The sequence below is a fragment of the Candidatus Rokuibacteriota bacterium genome (assembly GCA_016188005.1).
Lineage (GTDB): Bacteria > Methylomirabilota > Methylomirabilia > Rokubacteriales > CSP1-6 > UBA12499.
On sequence record JACPIQ010000033.1, the window covers coordinates 1 to 15,307 of the forward strand.

14 protein-coding genes are annotated in these 15,307 nt (G+C 71.1%); all 14 read left to right on the forward strand.

Going from position 1 to position 15,307, the window contains the following annotated elements:
- A partial coding sequence (locus HYV93_07460; protein ID MBI2525807.1) for a 3-keto-5-aminohexanoate cleavage protein occupies nt 1-261 on the forward strand: 261 nt, incomplete at its 5' end.
- Nucleotides 262-283: 22 nt separating this feature from the next.
- Nucleotides 284-1,441, forward strand: a complete 1,158-nt coding sequence (locus HYV93_07465) for an acyl-CoA/acyl-ACP dehydrogenase (protein MBI2525808.1) — start codon at nt 284-286, stop codon at nt 1,439-1,441.
- A gap of 178 nt (nt 1,442-1,619) precedes the next feature.
- Entirely contained in the window at nt 1,620-3,197 is a 1,578-nt protein-coding gene (locus tag HYV93_07470; GenBank protein MBI2525809.1) for an AMP-binding protein, read from the forward strand.
- Nucleotides 3,198-3,247: 50 nt separating this feature from the next.
- Entirely contained in the window at nt 3,248-4,102 is an 855-nt protein-coding gene (locus HYV93_07475; protein MBI2525810.1) for an amidohydrolase, read from the forward strand.
- A 10-nt stretch (nt 4,103-4,112) separates the two neighbouring features.
- The gene (locus HYV93_07480) at nt 4,113-5,690 is read left to right on the forward strand and encodes an AMP-binding protein (GenBank protein ID MBI2525811.1); all 1,578 of its coding nucleotides are present in this window, start codon (nt 4,113-4,115) and stop codon (nt 5,688-5,690) included.
- On the forward strand, nt 5,687-6,514 hold the full coding sequence (locus HYV93_07485) for a hypothetical protein (protein MBI2525812.1): 828 nt from the start codon (nt 5,687-5,689) through the stop codon (nt 6,512-6,514). The genes HYV93_07480 and HYV93_07485 overlap by 4 nt, the downstream gene beginning before the upstream one ends.
- 62 nt (nt 6,515-6,576) lie before the next feature.
- The gene (locus HYV93_07490; GenBank protein ID MBI2525813.1) at nt 6,577-7,626 is read left to right on the forward strand and encodes a C4-dicarboxylate TRAP transporter substrate-binding protein; all 1,050 of its coding nucleotides are present in this window, start codon (nt 6,577-6,579) and stop codon (nt 7,624-7,626) included.
- A 75-nt stretch (nt 7,627-7,701) separates the two neighbouring features.
- On the forward strand, nt 7,702-8,229 hold the full coding sequence (locus HYV93_07495) for a TRAP transporter small permease (protein ID MBI2525814.1): 528 nt from the start codon (nt 7,702-7,704) through the stop codon (nt 8,227-8,229).
- The gene (locus tag HYV93_07500) at nt 8,226-9,602 is read left to right on the forward strand and encodes a TRAP transporter large permease (protein MBI2525815.1); all 1,377 of its coding nucleotides are present in this window, start codon (nt 8,226-8,228) and stop codon (nt 9,600-9,602) included. Before HYV93_07495 ends, HYV93_07500 begins: the two co-directional genes overlap by 4 nt.
- A gap of 5 nt (nt 9,603-9,607) precedes the next feature.
- Nucleotides 9,608-10,765, forward strand: coding sequence for an acyl-CoA dehydrogenase family protein (locus HYV93_07505; GenBank protein MBI2525816.1), 1,158 nt, complete (start codon nt 9,608-9,610; stop codon nt 10,763-10,765).
- Entirely contained in the window at nt 10,762-11,469 is a 708-nt protein-coding gene (locus HYV93_07510; GenBank protein MBI2525817.1) for a type 1 glutamine amidotransferase, read from the forward strand. Before HYV93_07505 ends, HYV93_07510 begins: the two co-directional genes overlap by 4 nt.
- 74 nt (nt 11,470-11,543) lie before the next feature.
- Nucleotides 11,544-12,731 (forward strand): ABC transporter substrate-binding protein, encoded by a 1,188-nt coding sequence (locus HYV93_07515; protein MBI2525818.1) that lies wholly within the window; start codon nt 11,544-11,546, stop codon nt 12,729-12,731.
- 6 nt (nt 12,732-12,737) lie between these two features.
- A complete protein-coding gene (locus tag HYV93_07520; protein MBI2525819.1) occupies nt 12,738-13,784 on the forward strand; it encodes a zinc-binding dehydrogenase in 1,047 nt (348 codons plus the stop codon).
- Nucleotides 13,781-15,301: a long-chain fatty acid--CoA ligase gene (locus HYV93_07525; GenBank protein MBI2525820.1), complete on the forward strand. Its 1,521-nt coding sequence runs from the start codon at nt 13,781-13,783 to the stop codon at nt 15,299-15,301. Before HYV93_07520 ends, HYV93_07525 begins: the two co-directional genes overlap by 4 nt.
- Nucleotides 15,302-15,307: the final 6 nt, after the last annotated feature.

Here is a 15,307-nt window from a genome sequence, read left to right on the forward strand (position 1 = left end):
GAGTCGCTGCCCCCCAACAATCACTGGGTCGTGACGGCCATCGGCGGGAAGGTCCACTTCCTCTCCGTGGCGCTGTCGGTGGCCATGGGCGGGCCTGTCCGGGTCGGCATGGAAGACAACGTCTACATCGCGCGCGGCGTGCTCGCGCGCTCGAATGCCCAGATCGTGGAGAAGGCCGTGGGCATCCTCCACGCCGTGGGGCGCGAGGTCGCCACGCCCGCCGAGGCGCGACAGATCCTGGGCCTGCGCCCGAGGCCCTGACGGAGAGCGGGGCACCGGCGCCATGGACTTCGGCTTCACCGAGACGCAGGAGGCCCTCAGGCGGGCGGTCCGGAGCGTCCTCGCGCGCCGCTGCCCGCCGGAGGCGATCCGCGAGTGGGGGGAGCAGGAGATCTTCCCCGGCGAAGTCTGGGAGGAGATGGCGCGGCTGGGGTGGCTCGGGCTCGTGTTTCCCGCCGAGCATGGCGGCGCCGAGGGGAGCCTCCTTGACCTCATGGTGGTGCTGGAGGAGCTGGCCCGGGTGGAGTTCGAGCTGGCATCGGCGGTGGGGCTCGCGGTGATGGGCGGGCTCGCCATCCTCCGTCACGGCACGCCCGAGCAGCAGGCCCGCCACCTGCCGCCGCTGGTCCAGGGCCGGGCCCACTTCTCCGTGGCCCTCACCGAGCCGGGCTCGGGCTCAGATGCCGCGGCGCTCATCACCCGGGCCGCTCGCGACGGTGACGACTTCGTCCTCACGGGCCAGAAGCTCTACTGCACCGGCGCCCACCTGCCGGGCTCGACGGTGCTGCTGGCCGCTCGCACGCGCCCGAAGGCGCTGAAGCGGGAGGGGATCACCGTGTTCCTCCTGGACCCGGCGGCGCCGGGCGTGACGCTCAGGCGCATGCGCATGCTCGGCCGGCGCATCCAGGGAACCAATGAGATCTTCCTCGACGGTGCCCGCGTCCCGGCGGACGCGATCCTCGGCACCCTCGACGGTGGCTGGGGCGTGCTCCGCTCCTTCCTCGAGATCGAGCGCACGGTGGCGGCCGTGGCCTATGCGGGCGCGGCGCAAGCGGTGGTGGACCTGGCGCTCTCCCACGCGCAGGAGCGCGAGCAGTTCGGCCGCCCCATCGGCAGCTTCCAGGCCATCGCGCATCTTCTGGCCGACATGCAAACCGACGTGGACGCCACGCGCCTGCTGGCCTGGCGCGCCGCCTGGCTCCTCGCCGGGAACCGACCCTGCCTCCGCGAGGTCTCGATCGCCAAGCTGCACGCTTCGGAGACCTATGTGCGGGTGGCCGGCCACGGCATGCAGGTCATGGGCGGCCACGGCTACACGATGGAGTGCGACATGCAGCGCCATTTCCGCTCGGCGCGGCTGGCGACCATCGGAGCCGGCACTTCCCAGATCCAGCGGGACCTCATCGCCCGCACCATGGGACTCGATGTCCGCCATGCCTAGCGCGGTCCCGGCACCTCGGCGGCGAGCGGGCGGGGGTCAGGTCTTGCATTACGACAAATGTTGGATTGCAAGACCTGACCCCGGGCCCGGCCCGCCGGGCCCGGCCGGTGCGCTCGGCGCCGCGGGGCGCCCCGCTCGCCGCGCCACCCACTGGCTCCCCGGACTGCGTTGGTGCTTCATGGCCACTAGAACGATCCCGGCGATGCTGGAGACGGCCGCGGCGCGCGCGCCCAGGACCGTGTATCTCACGGGGCCCGGCGGGGACATCACTTTCGGTGCCCTCCGGGAGCGCGTGGCGCGTCTCGCCATGGGCCTGGCCGCGCTCGGGGTCGCACATGGTGAACGGGTGGCGGTGCTGCTGCCGAATTGCCCCGCGCATGTCGAGACCTGGCTGGCGCTGGCGCGGCTGGGCGCCGTGCTCGTCCCCGTGAACACGGCCTTCAGGCCCGACGAGGTGGCCTTCGTGCTCGAGCATGCCGGGGCGGCGGCGCTCGTGACCACCGATGGGCTTCATGCCGCCGCGGTGGCGCCGATCCGATCACGCTGCCCGGCGCTGACCCATGTGATCACGCTCGAGGGAGAGGCCGCGGGCTCCATGCCCTTCTCGCGGCTTGTCGAGTCCAAGCCGATGGAGGGGCGGCCCGCGGTGGCGGAGGAGGACACGGCGGCCATCCTCTACACCTCGGGGACCACGGGCTTCCCCAAGGGCTGCTGCCTCGCCCATCGCCACTACGTGCTGGCGGGCCGGATGCTCCGCGACGTGCTCCGCGCCACCGCCGGCGACCGCTACCTCTGTGTGGTCCCGCTCTTCCACGTCTCGGGGCAGATGGGCATGGTGATGGCCACGCTTGCCGCCGGCGCCAGGCTGATCCTGCTGCCGGGATTCCAGGCGAGCACCTTCTGGGTCGATGCCCTTTGCTACCGCGCCACGGTCTTCCACGGCGTGGGGACCATCCTTGCCATCCTCGACCGCCTGCCGGTCTCTCCAGAGGAGCGGGCCCACACCCTTCGAGCGATGTGGAGCGCCGGACATCCCGAGCTGGTCGTCGCCATGTCAGAGCGCCTGGGCATCCCCATAGTCCAGAACTGGGGGATGACCGAGGGCGGCATGACGGCGACCTCGCCCGAGGGCCCGAGCCCCGCGGGCTCCATCGGCGTGCCGGTGGGCCCCAATGAGATCCGCCTCGTGGACGAGGAGGACCGGGAGGTGCCGCCGGGCGTCGTCGGCGAGATCGTCATGCGCGGCCCGCTGCTGGTGAAGGAGTACTGGCGCGATCCCGGGGCCACGGCCCAGGCCATGCGCGGCGGCTGGTTCCACACGGGAGACCTCGCGCGGCGCGACGAGCGGGGCCACCACTTCTTCGTGGACAGGAAGAAGGACATGGTGCGCCGCGGGGGCGAGAATATCGCCTCTCAGGAGGTCGAGCACGTGCTCCGCGCTCACGCGGGCGTGGCGGACGCGGCGGTGATCGGCGTGCCCGATCCGATCTGGGGCGAGGAGGTCAAGGCCTACGTATTGCTGAAGCCAGGGGAGAGCCGGACCTCGGCCCCGCCCGAGGCGATCTTCGCCCACTGTGCCGAGCGCCTGGCCGGCTTCAAGGTGCCGCGCTACCTCGAGTACCGGACGGAGCTGCCGAGGACGGCATCCCACCGCGTCCGGAAAGAGCTGCTCAGGCAGGAGCGCCACGATCTCGCCGAAGGCACCCACGACCGGCTCGCTGCCTCCGGACCGGCCCAGCGGGCCACAGACATCTGACAGGAGGCGCGCCCGGGGCACGCAGCCGGGGCGGGCGAAAGGGGGACTGGATGGAGCGGATCGGAGCGATCGACGCCTGGGCGAGCCTCATCACGCCCGAGGGCGCCACGCAGTGGCCGGAGGAGTTCCTGCACATCTTCCGCCGCTACAAGGTGGACCACCGGATGGTGGAGGGGATGACGCTCGAGACCATGCTCGGCGAGATGGACGAGGCGGACGTGGACCTCGCCGTCTTCTCCGCCTTCGGCTATGGCGACCTGCACGTCATCACCAACGAGACCGTGGGGGAGGTGGTCGCCAGGCACCCCGCGCGGTTCATCGGCGCGGGGACGGTGGACCCCCGGAAGCGGCCCATGGAGGTGGCGCGCGAGATCGAGCGCATGGTGCGCGACCTCGGCATCCGCATCGTTCGGCTCGAGCCCTATGCCTACGGCCCGGACCAGTACACGGGGCTTGCGCCCAATGACAAGCGCTACTGGCCTGTCTACATGAAGTGCGTGGACCTGGGGGTTCCCGTGGCGATTCAGGTCGGGCACACGGGGCCGCTGATGCCGTCGGAGTGCGGGCGGCCCATCTACCTCGACGAGGTGGCTCTGGCCTTCCCGGAGCTGGTGATCTTCGGCTGTCACCTCGGACAGCCCTGGCACGAGGAGATGATGATCCTGGCCTGGAAGCACCCGAACGTCTACGTCGAGACCTCGGCCCGACCGGCCAAGTTCTGGCCCCCCGAGTTCATGGAGTTCGTCAAGGGCTGGGGCCAGGACAAGGTGATCTGGGCGACGGACTACCCGCTGGTCTCCTTCAAGCGGGCGCGCGAGGACGTGGACTCGGTAGGCCTGCCCCTCGAGATCAAGAAGAAGCTCCTCCGGGACAATTTCCTCCGCGCGCTCAGGATGACGCGCTGAGGAGCCCGCCATGATCCACCCCTACGCCTACTACCTCGGGCGGGCCGCCGCCTGGCACCCGGAGGGGGTCGCCGTCATCGAGGGCGGCACGCGTCTGTCCTACCGGGAGCTGGACGCACGGGCGAGCGCGCTCGGGCGGGCGCTGGTGGCGCTCGGGGTGGGGCAGGGCGATCGCGTGGCGGTGCTCCAGGCCAACACCCACCGCTTCATGGAGGCGCTGGCCGGGGCCGCGCGCGCCGGGGCCGCCTTCGTGCCCATGCTCGGCATCCTCACCGAGGCGGAGCACGCCCACATGGTGGAGGACTCGGGGGCGCGGGTGCTCATCGCGCCCACGGCGGCGCTCGGGACGCGCGCCCGCGCGCTGGCCAGCCGCGTGCCCGCCCTCAGCCAGCTCGTCTGCGTGGAGGGCGGCGAGGGGAGCCTCGACTACGAGCGCCTCCTGCGGGAGCACGCGGGACCGGCGCCTGTGGTGCGAGGCCAGGAGAGCGACATCGCCCAGATCCTCTACACCTCGGGGACGACCGGCCGGTCCAAGGGGGTCGTCCACACCTATGCCTCCACCCAGGCCGCCATGGTCGCCTGGGTTGCCATCGCTTCCCGCCGGCCCGGGGATGTGGGGCTCCTCTACACGCCCATGAGCCATTTCGCCGCGCGGCTCATGGACTCGGGCTGGGTCGTCGGCAGCACCGCCGTCATCCTGCCGGCGCCCGATCCCGTGCAGACCTTCGCCGCCATCGAGGAGCACCGGGTCACGCACCTGCTCGCCATCCCCACCCTGCTCCAGCTCTTCCTCGGTCACCCGGAGATCGATCGGCACGACCTGGGCAGCCTCCGCTTCATCTGTTACGCCGCGGCGCCAGCGTCGGCTCCGCTCGTGAGGCGGGCCATCGAGCGCTTCGGCCCCATCCTGCACACGGGCTGGGGCGGGACCGAGGCCTATGGGCTCAACACCCACATGACTCCCGCCGAGCACCAGGCCGCGGTGGAAGGGCACGAGGAACGGCTCCTGTCCTGCGGGCGCGAGAGCATCTTCGGCGGGCGAGTCCGGATCCTCGACGACGAGGGCCGGGACGTCCCGGTGGGCGAGGTCGGGGAGGCCTGCGTGAGGGCGCCGTGGATGATGGCGCGCTACTGGAACCTGCCCGAGCTCACGCGGGAGACGATCCGGGACGGATGGCTTCACTTCGGCGACCTGGCGCGGATGGACGCCGACGGCTACGTCTCTCTCGTGGACCGCAAGGGAGACATGATCATCACGGGCGGCTTCAACGTCTACCCGCGCGAGGTGGAGGAGGTCCTCTACCAGCATCCGGCCGTGCTCGAGGCCGCGGTGGTGGGCGTCCCGGACGAGAAGTGGGGAGAGGCCGTGAGGGCTGTCGTGGCGCTCCGCGAGGGGATGACGGTGGCGCCCGAGACGCTGCTGGCCTTCACCCGGGAGCGCCTCGCTCCGTTCAAGGTGCCGAAGGCCGTCGAGCTGCTCCCGGCTCTGCCCAAGACGCCCGTGGGGAAGATCTCGCGGCGCGACGTGAAGGCGCGCTACTGGGCGGGGCAGGAGCGGATGATCCATGGCGCCGGAGGCGCAGGATGAGGCAAAGGCGGCGAGCCTGGGACGGCTACTGGACGACGAAGATCGGCTGGGCGGCCGAGGGCAAGATCATCGTCCGGGGCTATCGGGCCGAGGAGCTGATCCGGCACCTCGACTTCGCCGAGGCGGCGTACCTCGTCATCCGCGGAGCGCTGCCGACGCGCGCTCAAGCCCGCGCCCTTGATGCGGTGCTCCGCTCGGGGCTTGACCAGGCCTTCATCAACTCCGCCGTCCCGCCGGCGCGCTTCGCCGCCTCGGCCGCGCCCGAGGCGCCCGCCGCGGCCATCGCCGCCGGGGTGATCGCCTTCGGCTCGGTGACGGGCTCGCCGCGTCAGTGCGCGGAGCTGCTCCTCGAGACGTGCCAGGCGATGACGCAGGAGGGCCTCGCGCTTCCCGCGATGGCCCGGCGGGTCGTGGAGGAGCATGCGAGGCGCGGGGCGAGGATCCCGGGGATCGGCCACCCGATGCACAAGGCGATCGAGCCCCGCGCCCGCGCGCTCCGCGAGGTCGCGGCGGGGCTCGGCGCCTGGGGCGCGCATGGGCTCCTGCTGGAGGCCATCGCCCGAGAGGCCCGCCGGCATCACGGCCGTCCGCTGCCGGTGAACCTCGCCGGCGCCATCGCCGCGGTGCTGAGCGAGATCGGCTTCGAGCCGCTGGAGATGGTGGGGCTCGCGGTGCTGAGCTATCTGCCTTCCCTCATCGCCCACACGGTGGAGGAGATCCGCGAGGGCGTGCCGCTCAGGATCATCCCCGAGGCCCTGGGCGCCCGCTATGCCGGGCCGGCCGAGAGGAGGCTCCCGGCCGGGGGCCGGCGAGGCCGCCGATGACGCCCGGGGCGCGGTCACGGGCGGGAGAGCGCCTTCAACCACACCCGAAGGAGGAAATGACCATGTCCCTGAAAGGAAAGACGTTGTCCGTCGTTCTCGGCATGGCGGTCGCCAGCCTCTCCCTCGCGATGCCCGGGCAGGCGGGCGCCCAGCAGGCGCCGGTAGTGCTCAAGAAGGCGGACTACACGCCGCTCACCAACAGCCGCGCCCGGGTGTCCAAGTGGTGGGCGGAGGAGGTCGAGAAGCGCACTGTCGGGAAGGTGAAGATCGAGTACTTTCCCGCGGAGACCTTGCTCAAGGCCGCCGACATCTTCGAGGGGACGAGAAGCGGGGTGGCCGATATCGGCGTCTGGGTGCAGGCCTACAATCCGGCGGTGTCGCCGCTGTCGGCGCTCTTCACCTTGCCCGGCATCAGCCCGACCTTCAGGCCCGCCATCCGCGCCGTCAACGAGCTGGTCTACACGGGGGACTTCTCCCATTTCCGCGACGAGCTCAGGAAGCTCGGCGTGGAGCCGCTCTACTCCTGGGGCGTCGCGGATCAGGAGCTGATCTCGACCAAGTCCCTGCCGAACCTCGCCGCGCTCAAGGGGCTCAAGGTGCGGGTCATCGGGCGCGAGTGGCCGAAGCTCGTCAGCGCCCATGGCGGCACCCCCGTGGCCATGCCGTGGCCCGAGGTCTACGAGGCGCTCTCCCGCGGGACGCTGGACGCCAACGTGGGCTTCGTCACGGCCAACCGGGACTCCAAGCTCTACGAGGTGGCCAAGCACCACACGCGCATCCGGCTCGGCGCCCCCGCGGGCCCGCTGGCGATCATGAACAAGCAGGCCTGGGATCGGCTGCCCGCGGAGGTGCAGAAGGCGATGCGGGAGGTGGGGCGCCAGTTCACCGAGCGCCTCGCCGACGTCTACGACAAGGAGGTGCAGGAGGCCGTGAAGGAGATGGAAGCCAAGGGCGTCCGCTTCCACGAGTGGACGGTGGAGGACCGTGCCAAGCTCCAGGCCTCGATGGAGGCCGTGTGGGAGGGCTGGGCCAAGGAGGTGGAGGCCAAGGGGCTCCCCGGGCGCGAGGCCCTCCGCCGCTACGTCGAGCTGCAGAAGAAGCACTCGCGCTGACGGACCGTGACGACAACGGGGGGCGACGAGTCGGTGGGGGGGCATGGGGGAGGAGCGGCGGGCGCGCCCCCCCACATGGATAGACTCGAAGCGGCGCTCGGCGCCTGCTGGCGGGTGCTGGGCATGGGCGGGAACCTGGCGCTGCTCGCCATCATGAGCGCCGACGCCATCCTCCGCTACGCGCTGAACCGCCCGCTCACGGGGACGCTCGAGGGCGTGGAGCTGCTCCTCGTCTTCGCGGTGTTCCTCGGCCTGGCCCGCACCCAGGCCGAGCGCGGCCACATCGCCGTGGGCATCCTCACCGAGCGCCTCGAGGGCCGGCCGCGCGCGGCGCTGGAGGCCCTCACCGCCCTCCTGGGCCTCATCCTCTTCGCCGCGATGAGCTGGGCCACCGGCGCCATGGCGCTCAGGAGCTGGCGGATGGGGGAGTACTCCGCCGGCCTCATTGCCTTGCCCATGTATCCCTCGCGGGCCCTCGTGGTCCTGGGCAGCGTGCTGCTCTCTCTGCAGCTCCTGCTCGAGCTTGTTCGCGCCGTGGGGGCGCTGGTCGAGGGGACGCAGCACAGGGCGGCCCCCGCGCCGGCCGCGGAGGAGATCTCGTGAGCCCGGTACCCGTGGCGCTGCTGTCGCTGGCGGGACTCCTGACGCTTCTGCTCCTCGGCGTCCCTGTCGCCTTCAGCATGGCACTGGTGGGGGTGGCCGGCCTCCTTGTGATGGGGGGAGTCGGGCCCGCGTTGGGACTCCTGGGAACGGTGCCGTACTCCACCGTGGCCAGCTTCAGCCTCGTCGTCATCCCCATGTTCGTCCTCATGGGAGAGCTGGTGGCCAGCGCCGGGCTCGCCCAGCGGGCCTATGCCACGGCGCGGGCCTGGCTCGGGCGGCTGCCCGGGGGGCTGGCCATGACGGCCATCGGCGCCAGCACCTTCTTCGCCGCCGTCTCGGGCTCGAGCGTGGCGGCCACGGCCACCATGGGGCGGCTCTCCATCGCCGAGATGCGGCGCTACGGCTATGACGGCGGGCTCGCGGCCGGTACCGTGGCCGTGGCGGGCACGCTGGCCGCCCTGATCCCGCCAAGCGCCATGGCCGTCTTCTACGCGCTCGTCACCGACCAGTCGGTGAGCAAGATGCTGATCGCCGGCGTGGGGCCGGGGATCGTCAGCTCGCTGCTCTTCATGCTCACGGCCTACCTGGTCGCCCGCCGCTACCCCCACCTGGCCCCTGTCGTCCAGCAACGCGTGAGCTGGACGGAGCGGATGGCCTCGCTCCGGACCATCGGGCCCTTCGGAGTCCTGATCCTCGTGGTGCTGGGCGGGATCTACTCCGGGCTCGTGACGGTGACCGAGGCCTCGGCCCTCGGCGCGCTGGCCGCCTTCCTCCTCCTGGCCGCCTCTCGCCAGCTCCACTGGTCGGCGCTGCACCAGGCCCTGTCCTCGTCCCTCAAGATCAGCTGCATGATCTACCTGATCATCATCGGCGGGCTCCTCTTCAGCCGCTTCCTGGCCTTCTCGGGGGTCCCCTTCGCCATGGTGCGCGCCATCCAGGGGCTCGACATTCCACCCGTGGCCGTGGTGATCGTCATGCTCCTGATCCTCAGCGTACTCGGGATGTTCATGGACCCGGTGGGGATGATCATGCTCACCTTGCCCTTCTTCTTCCCGGTGGTGAAGGCGCTGGGGGTGGACCCCATCTGGTTCGGCGTGCTGGTGGTGCTGGAGGCGGAGCTGGGAGTGATCACCCCGCCCGTGGGCGTGCATCTCTTCGTCGTGCGCCAGATCGTGCCCGACGTGCCGCTGGGCGCCCTCATCAGGGGGGCGCTCCCCTTCATGCTCTGCCAGCTCCTCGTCCTGTCGCTCGTCGTCGTCTTCCCCCCCCCTCGCCCTCTGGCTCCCCGGTCGGATGCGCTGATGCCTCTTGCGGAATTCGGTGACGCGAATTGGCCGGCCCCCGGCGAAACGGTAATCTGCACGAGTCATTAGCGATGCTGGATTTCTCGTTCACGCCGGAGCAGGAGCGGCTGAGGCAGATGCTGCGGGCCTTCGCGCTCAGGGAGCTCTTGCCGCAGTACGCGCGCTGGGACCGCGAGCGGCGGTACCCGAAGGAGCAGGTGAAGAAGCTCTGCCGGCTCCTCTGGACCGACGACCCCGGAGAGCGCCTCGACCTGATCTCGGCCGGGATCGTCGCCGAGGAGGTGGCGCGCGGCGACTTCAACTGCGTGCTCATGAGCCTCGGGCCGTTCCAGCTTCGCGAGTTCCTCAAGGAGGCGCCCGCCGCGCTCCGCGACCGCTGGATCAGGGCCGTCTCCAGCGGAGAGTCGGCCATCGCGCTGGCGCTCACCGAGCCCGAGGCGGGCTCGGACATGGGTGCGATGCGCACGGTGGCGCGGCAGGACGGTGATCACTTCGTGCTGAGCGGGGAGAAGAACTCCGTCTCCTTTCTCAACGCGGACGTCTTCTACGTCTTCGCCCGCACCGAGGCCGGCAGCGCGGGGTGGAAGGGGATCAGCGCCTTCCTCGTCCCGCGGGACACGCCGGGGCTGTCCTTCCGCGAGTACGAGGACATGGGCTGCCGCGCGGTTCCCCGGGGCCAGCTCTTCCTGGACGAGGCGCGCGTGCCCGCGGCGAACATGGTGGGCGCGCGCGGCGGGGCCTTCCCCATGATCATGTCCTATCTGGATGTGAATCGCGCCTTCATCGGGCTCAAGTGCCTGGGCGCCGCGCAGCAGACGCTGGACGAGACCGTCGCTTACGTGAAGACGCGGCAGCAGTTCGGCCGGCCCATCTCGCGCTTCGAGGGCGTGGCCTTCCCCCTGGCCGAGGCGGCGACGCTCGTCGAGGCGGCGCGCTGGCTCTGCTACCGGATCCTCTGGAAGCGCGAGCGGGGCGAGCCGTGCACGGCCGAGGGGGCGATGGCCAAGTGGTGGGCGCCGAAGATCTCGGCCGAGATCATCCACGAGTGCCTGCTTCTCCACGGCCACTACGGCTACACGCAGGAATTGCCCCTGGAGCAGCGGCTGCGGGACGTGATCGGCTGGCAGATCGGCGACGGCACCCCGCAGATCCAGAAGCTCATCATCGCCCGCCAGCTCCTGGGGCGGGAGTTCGCCCCCGAGACACGACAGCCCACCGGGGAGGCGAGATGAGAGCGCTGGTGTTCCAGCATATCGGCTGCGAGGGGCTCGGCCTCCTCGGCGACTTCTTCTCGAGCCGGGGCGTGTCGAGCCATACGGTTTCGCTCGACCGCGGCGAGGCCCTCCCCGATCCGGCGGACTTCGACCTGCTCGTAGTCCTGGGCGGGCCCATGAACGTCTACGAGGAGGCGCGCTACCCCTTCCTGGTCCCGGAGGATCGCGCCATCCGGCGCGCGGTGGCCTCTGGCGTGCCCTATCTCGGCTTCTGCCTCGGCGGTCAGTTGCTCGCCAAGGCGCTGGATGCGCCGGTGACGAGGAACCCGGTGAAGGAGATCGGCTTCGACACCGTGACGCTCACCCCGGCCGGCCGCGAGGACCCGCTCTTCCGGGGGGTGAGTGATCCGCTGACGGCGTTCCAGTGGCACGGGGATACCTTCGCGATTCCTGCGGGCGGAGTGCTCCTCGCCTCGTCGGAGCGCTGCGCGCAGCAGGCCTTCCGCCACGGCCGGGCCGCCTACGCGCTCCAGTTCCACGTGGAGGTCACCCGCCCCATGGTGGCGGAGTGGCTCGCGGCCTACGGGGGCGAGGTGGCGTCATCGGGCGTCGATGCGGCGCGGATCCTGGCGGAGGCCGACAACCGGCTCGCGCGGATGAAAGGCTCGGCGGAGAGGATCTTCGAGAACTTCCTCGACGTGGCAGGGAGCCGCCGGTGGTGAGGAGAGCGCCGCTCGTCAAGCGAGCGCCGGTCCTGGGATCAACGATGGAGAGCGCAGAGACAGGGAGGATAATCATGAGATCACTGACCATTCGTGTGGCTGCCGTGCTCGCATCGATGGCGCTGGCTGTGCCCGCGCTGGCACAGCCCAGGGTTCCTGGAGTCACCGATACGGAGGTGACGCTCGGCACCTCCACGCCGCTGTCAGGTCCTGCCGCGGCCTGGGGCAACACGGCGCGCGGCATGGAGGCCTGGGTGGCCCATGTCAACGAGCAGGGCGGGGTCCACGGCCGGAAGATCAAGATGGTGCTGAAGGACGACGGCTACGTGCCGGGGCGTGCGGTGGCCAATGTCACCGAGATGAAGGACTCGGTCTTCGCCGTCGTGGGGCTCCTCGGCACAGCCATCGTCGGCGCGGCGAAGGACGTCGCGATCAACGCGAAGACCCCGCTGGTGGCCCCCTTCGGCAATGCCCGCATCTTCGTCAAGGAGCCGCGGGAGAACATGCGGGGCGTCTTCGTCATCAACACGGACTATCCTCCCGAGGGCGAGTTCCTCGGGACCCACGCGCTCCGCACCCTCAAGGCGAAGAAGCTCGCCGTCTTCTACCAGAACGACGAGTACGGCAAGGGCGGGCTCGACGGTGTCAGGAAGGCGGCGGCCGCCGCCGGCGCCCAGGTGGTCGGCGAGGTCTCCTACGAGCTGTCCGACCGCGCGCTGGGCACCCATGCCCTCAAGCTCAAGGAGTCCGGCGCGGATGCCGTGATCCTGTACCCCACGGCCACCCATGGCGCCCTCATCCTCAAGGAGATGGCGGGCCAGGGCTACCGGCCCACCATCCTTGCCTCCTTCACGCTGGCCGACCCGCTCATGTTCACGCTGGCGGGCGACCTCTGGGAAGGGGTGTACGTCAACGTGGCGGGGCAGGTGGGGCCCATCACCACGCCCGAGGCCGTGCGCGCCAGCGAGATCCTGACGAAGTACGAGCCGCGGCTCAAGGGCAAGGAGTACGCGGGGCTCTACGGGGCGGTGTCCATGATGCTCACGATCGAGGGGCTCAAGCGGGCCGGCCGCGACCTCACCCGCGAGAAGTTCATCGAGGCCCTCGAGAGCATCAGGGATTGGCGGGCGGAGGGGATCGGCGCCCCCATCACCTTCGGTCCGGGGCGCCGTCACGGCCTCAACGCGGTGCAGCTCATGCGGGCGGAGAAGGGCAAGCTCGTGCCCGTCACGAGCTGGCAGGTCTTTCCCCCGCTGTACTGAGAGCCGATGAGAGCCGCCAGGTTCTATGCGCCCCGCGAGCCGCTCCGCCTCGAGGAGATCGAGGCGCAGGCTCCGGGGCCGGGGGAGGTGCGGGTGGCCGTGGAGGCCTGCGGGATCTGCGGCACCGATCTCCACGTGGCCATCGAGGGGAGCATCGCGCTGCCGCGGGTGCCGATCGTCCTCGGTCACGAGGCCGCCGGCCGCGTGGCCGAGGTGGGGGTCGGCGTGGAGAGGTGGAAGGCAGGCGACCGCGTCGCCATCTTCCCCAACGTGGCCTGCGGCGCCTGCCCCGCCTGCCGCCAGGGGCGGGAGGTGCTCTGCGCCAGCGCGCAAGTGCCGGGGATCAACCGCGAAGGCGCCTTCGCGGAGTTCATCACGCTGCCGGCGTCGTGCCTGATGCCGCTGCCCGACGAGATCCCGTTCCCGGTGGGGGCGATCATCGCCGATGCGGTCTCGACGGCCTATCGCGCCGTGGCCCATCGCGGCAGCCTCGCAGCCGGCGAGCGCATCGCCATCTTCGGCTGTGGCGGGCTCGGCATCCACGGGATCAAGGTCGCCCGCTACCTCGGCGCCTCGCAGGTCATCGCGGTGGACGTGGCGGCGGGAGCGCTCAGGCGCGCCGGGGAAGCCGGCGCCACGGACCTGGTGGATGCGGGCCAGGGGGATGCGGGCAAGCAGGTGCGGGCGCTCACGCGTGGCGAGGGCGTGGACCTGGCCGTGGAGTTCGTCGGGCTCAAGGCCTCCGTCACCGAGGCCCTTCGCAGCCTGAGGCGCGGCGGACGCGCCGTGGTGGCCGGCGTGGGCGCGGATCGCGTGGAGCTGCCGCCGCTCCGCTCCTTCGTGGGCGGCGAGCTGTCGCTGCTGGCCTCCATGGGCTTCGACCGCGAGGAGGTCGAGACTGTGATCCGCCTGGTCGCCTCGGGGGCCCTCGACCTGTCGACGTCAGTGAGCGACGTGATCCCCCTCGAAGCCATCAATGACGGCTTCCGCCGCGCCTTCGCCAAGGAGGGCGATCCCATCAGGATCGTCGTCCGCCCTGGAGCCGCCCGGTGATCAACATCGGCCAGTTCCTGGCGAAGCGCGCCGAGCGCGCGCCTGACCAGGAGGGGCTGGTCTTCGGCTCGACGCGGCTCAGCTACCGGCAGCTGAACAGCGAGGCCAACCGCGTGGCTCATGCGCTGGCCGGCCTCGGTGTCGGGAAGGGCGACCGGGTCGGCGTCCTCCTCATGAACTCGCCGCGCTTCTGCCAGCTCTACTTCGGCCTGGCGAAGCTCGGCGCCGTGCTCGTCACGCTCAACTGGCGGCTGGCGCCGCCCGAGCTCGGGTGGATCTGCGCCAATGCGGGTGTCTCGACTCTGGTCTTCGAGCGGGAGTTCCTCCCGGCCGCGGAGGCCCTCCGCGGGCACTCCGCCGCCGGGCGCTACGTCGCCGTGGACGGGCCGGCCCCGTCATGGGCCGCCTCCCTCGACGGCCTCGCCGCGCTCATGACGGACGCGGAGCCGGCGCTCGGCGGCGGCGACGACGACCCGCTCCTCATCATGTACACCTCGGGGACCACGGGCAGGCCCAGGGGCGCCGTCATCACGCATGCCCATGTCTTCTGGGGCTCGGTCACGGTGGCGCTCACGCTGGACTTCAGGATCCGCGACCGGGTGCTGATCGTGATGCCCCTCTACCACATCGGGGCGCTGGACTACCTCACCATCTGCGTCCACCGGGGCTGCACCGCCATCCTGATGCGCGCCTTCGAGCCGTGGGCGATGCTGGAGACGATCCGGGGAGAGCGGGTGGACACCTTTCTCGCCGTGGCCGCCATGCTCCAGGCCCTCCGCGAGGTGCCGGGCTTCGACGAGGCGGTGGCGAGCGTCCGCTGGCTCCTCTGCGGCGCCGCGCCCGTGCCGGTGCCGCTCATCGAGGAGTATGCCCGCCGGGGCATCACCATCCAGCAGTCCTACGGCCTCACGGAGACCACGGGGCCCGCCGCCGTCCTGGGGCCGGAGCGTGCCATCGAGAAGGCCGGCTCCACGGGCACCGCGTTCTTCCACACCGAGATCCGCGTGGTGGACGAGGCGGGGCGGGAGGTCCCGCCGCGGCAGGTGGGGGAAGTGCTGGTCCGCGGGGCGCATGTGATCCGCGAGTACTGGCAGGATCCCGAGGGGACGACCGAGGCCCTCCGCGGCGGGTGGCTCCACACCGGGGACCTCGCCTGGCAGGACGAGGAGGGCTTCCTCTACATCGCGGACCGGAAGAGGGACATGATCATCTCCGGCGGCGAGAACATCTACCCGGCCGAGGTGGAGTCCGTGCTCTCCGGCCATCCCGCCATCGCCGAGGCCGCCGTGATCGGCGTGCCGGATGCGCGCTGGGGCGAGGCGCCGCGGGCCATCGTCGTGCCGCGGCCGGGAGCCGCGCTTGGCGCCGAGGAGGTCCTGGCCTTCTGCCAGGGCAAGCTCGCCCGCTACAAAATCCCGAGGTCGGTCGTCATCTCGGCCGAGCCCCTGCCGCGCAATCCCACGGGCAAGATCCTCAAGCGCGTGCTGCGCGAGCGGCACGGCGCCAAGGAGCCATAGCGTGGA

What these genes read in the sequence shown, in the direction of transcription:
- HYV93_07465 (MBI2525808.1), top strand. Translation starts at nt 284, where the DNA reads ATGGACTTCGGCTTCACCGAGACGCAGGAGGCCCTCAGGCGGGCGGTC.
- HYV93_07490 (MBI2525813.1), top strand. Translation starts at nt 6,577, where the DNA reads ATGTCCCTGAAAGGAAAGACGTTGTCCGTCGTTCTCGGCATGGCGGTC.
- HYV93_07480 (MBI2525811.1), top strand. Translation starts at nt 4,113, where the DNA reads ATGATCCACCCCTACGCCTACTACCTCGGGCGGGCCGCCGCCTGGCAC.
- HYV93_07510 (MBI2525817.1), top strand. Translation starts at nt 10,762, where the DNA reads ATGAGAGCGCTGGTGTTCCAGCATATCGGCTGCGAGGGGCTCGGCCTC.
- HYV93_07485 (MBI2525812.1), top strand. Translation starts at nt 5,687, where the DNA reads ATGAGGCAAAGGCGGCGAGCCTGGGACGGCTACTGGACGACGAAGATC.
- HYV93_07515 (MBI2525818.1), top strand. Translation starts at nt 11,544, where the DNA reads ATGAGATCACTGACCATTCGTGTGGCTGCCGTGCTCGCATCGATGGCG.
- HYV93_07475 (MBI2525810.1), top strand. Translation starts at nt 3,248, where the DNA reads ATGGAGCGGATCGGAGCGATCGACGCCTGGGCGAGCCTCATCACGCCC.
- HYV93_07470 (MBI2525809.1), top strand. Translation starts at nt 1,620, where the DNA reads ATGGCCACTAGAACGATCCCGGCGATGCTGGAGACGGCCGCGGCGCGC.
- HYV93_07520 (MBI2525819.1), top strand. Translation starts at nt 12,738, where the DNA reads ATGAGAGCCGCCAGGTTCTATGCGCCCCGCGAGCCGCTCCGCCTCGAG.
- HYV93_07495 (MBI2525814.1), top strand. Translation starts at nt 7,702, where the DNA reads ATGGATAGACTCGAAGCGGCGCTCGGCGCCTGCTGGCGGGTGCTGGGC.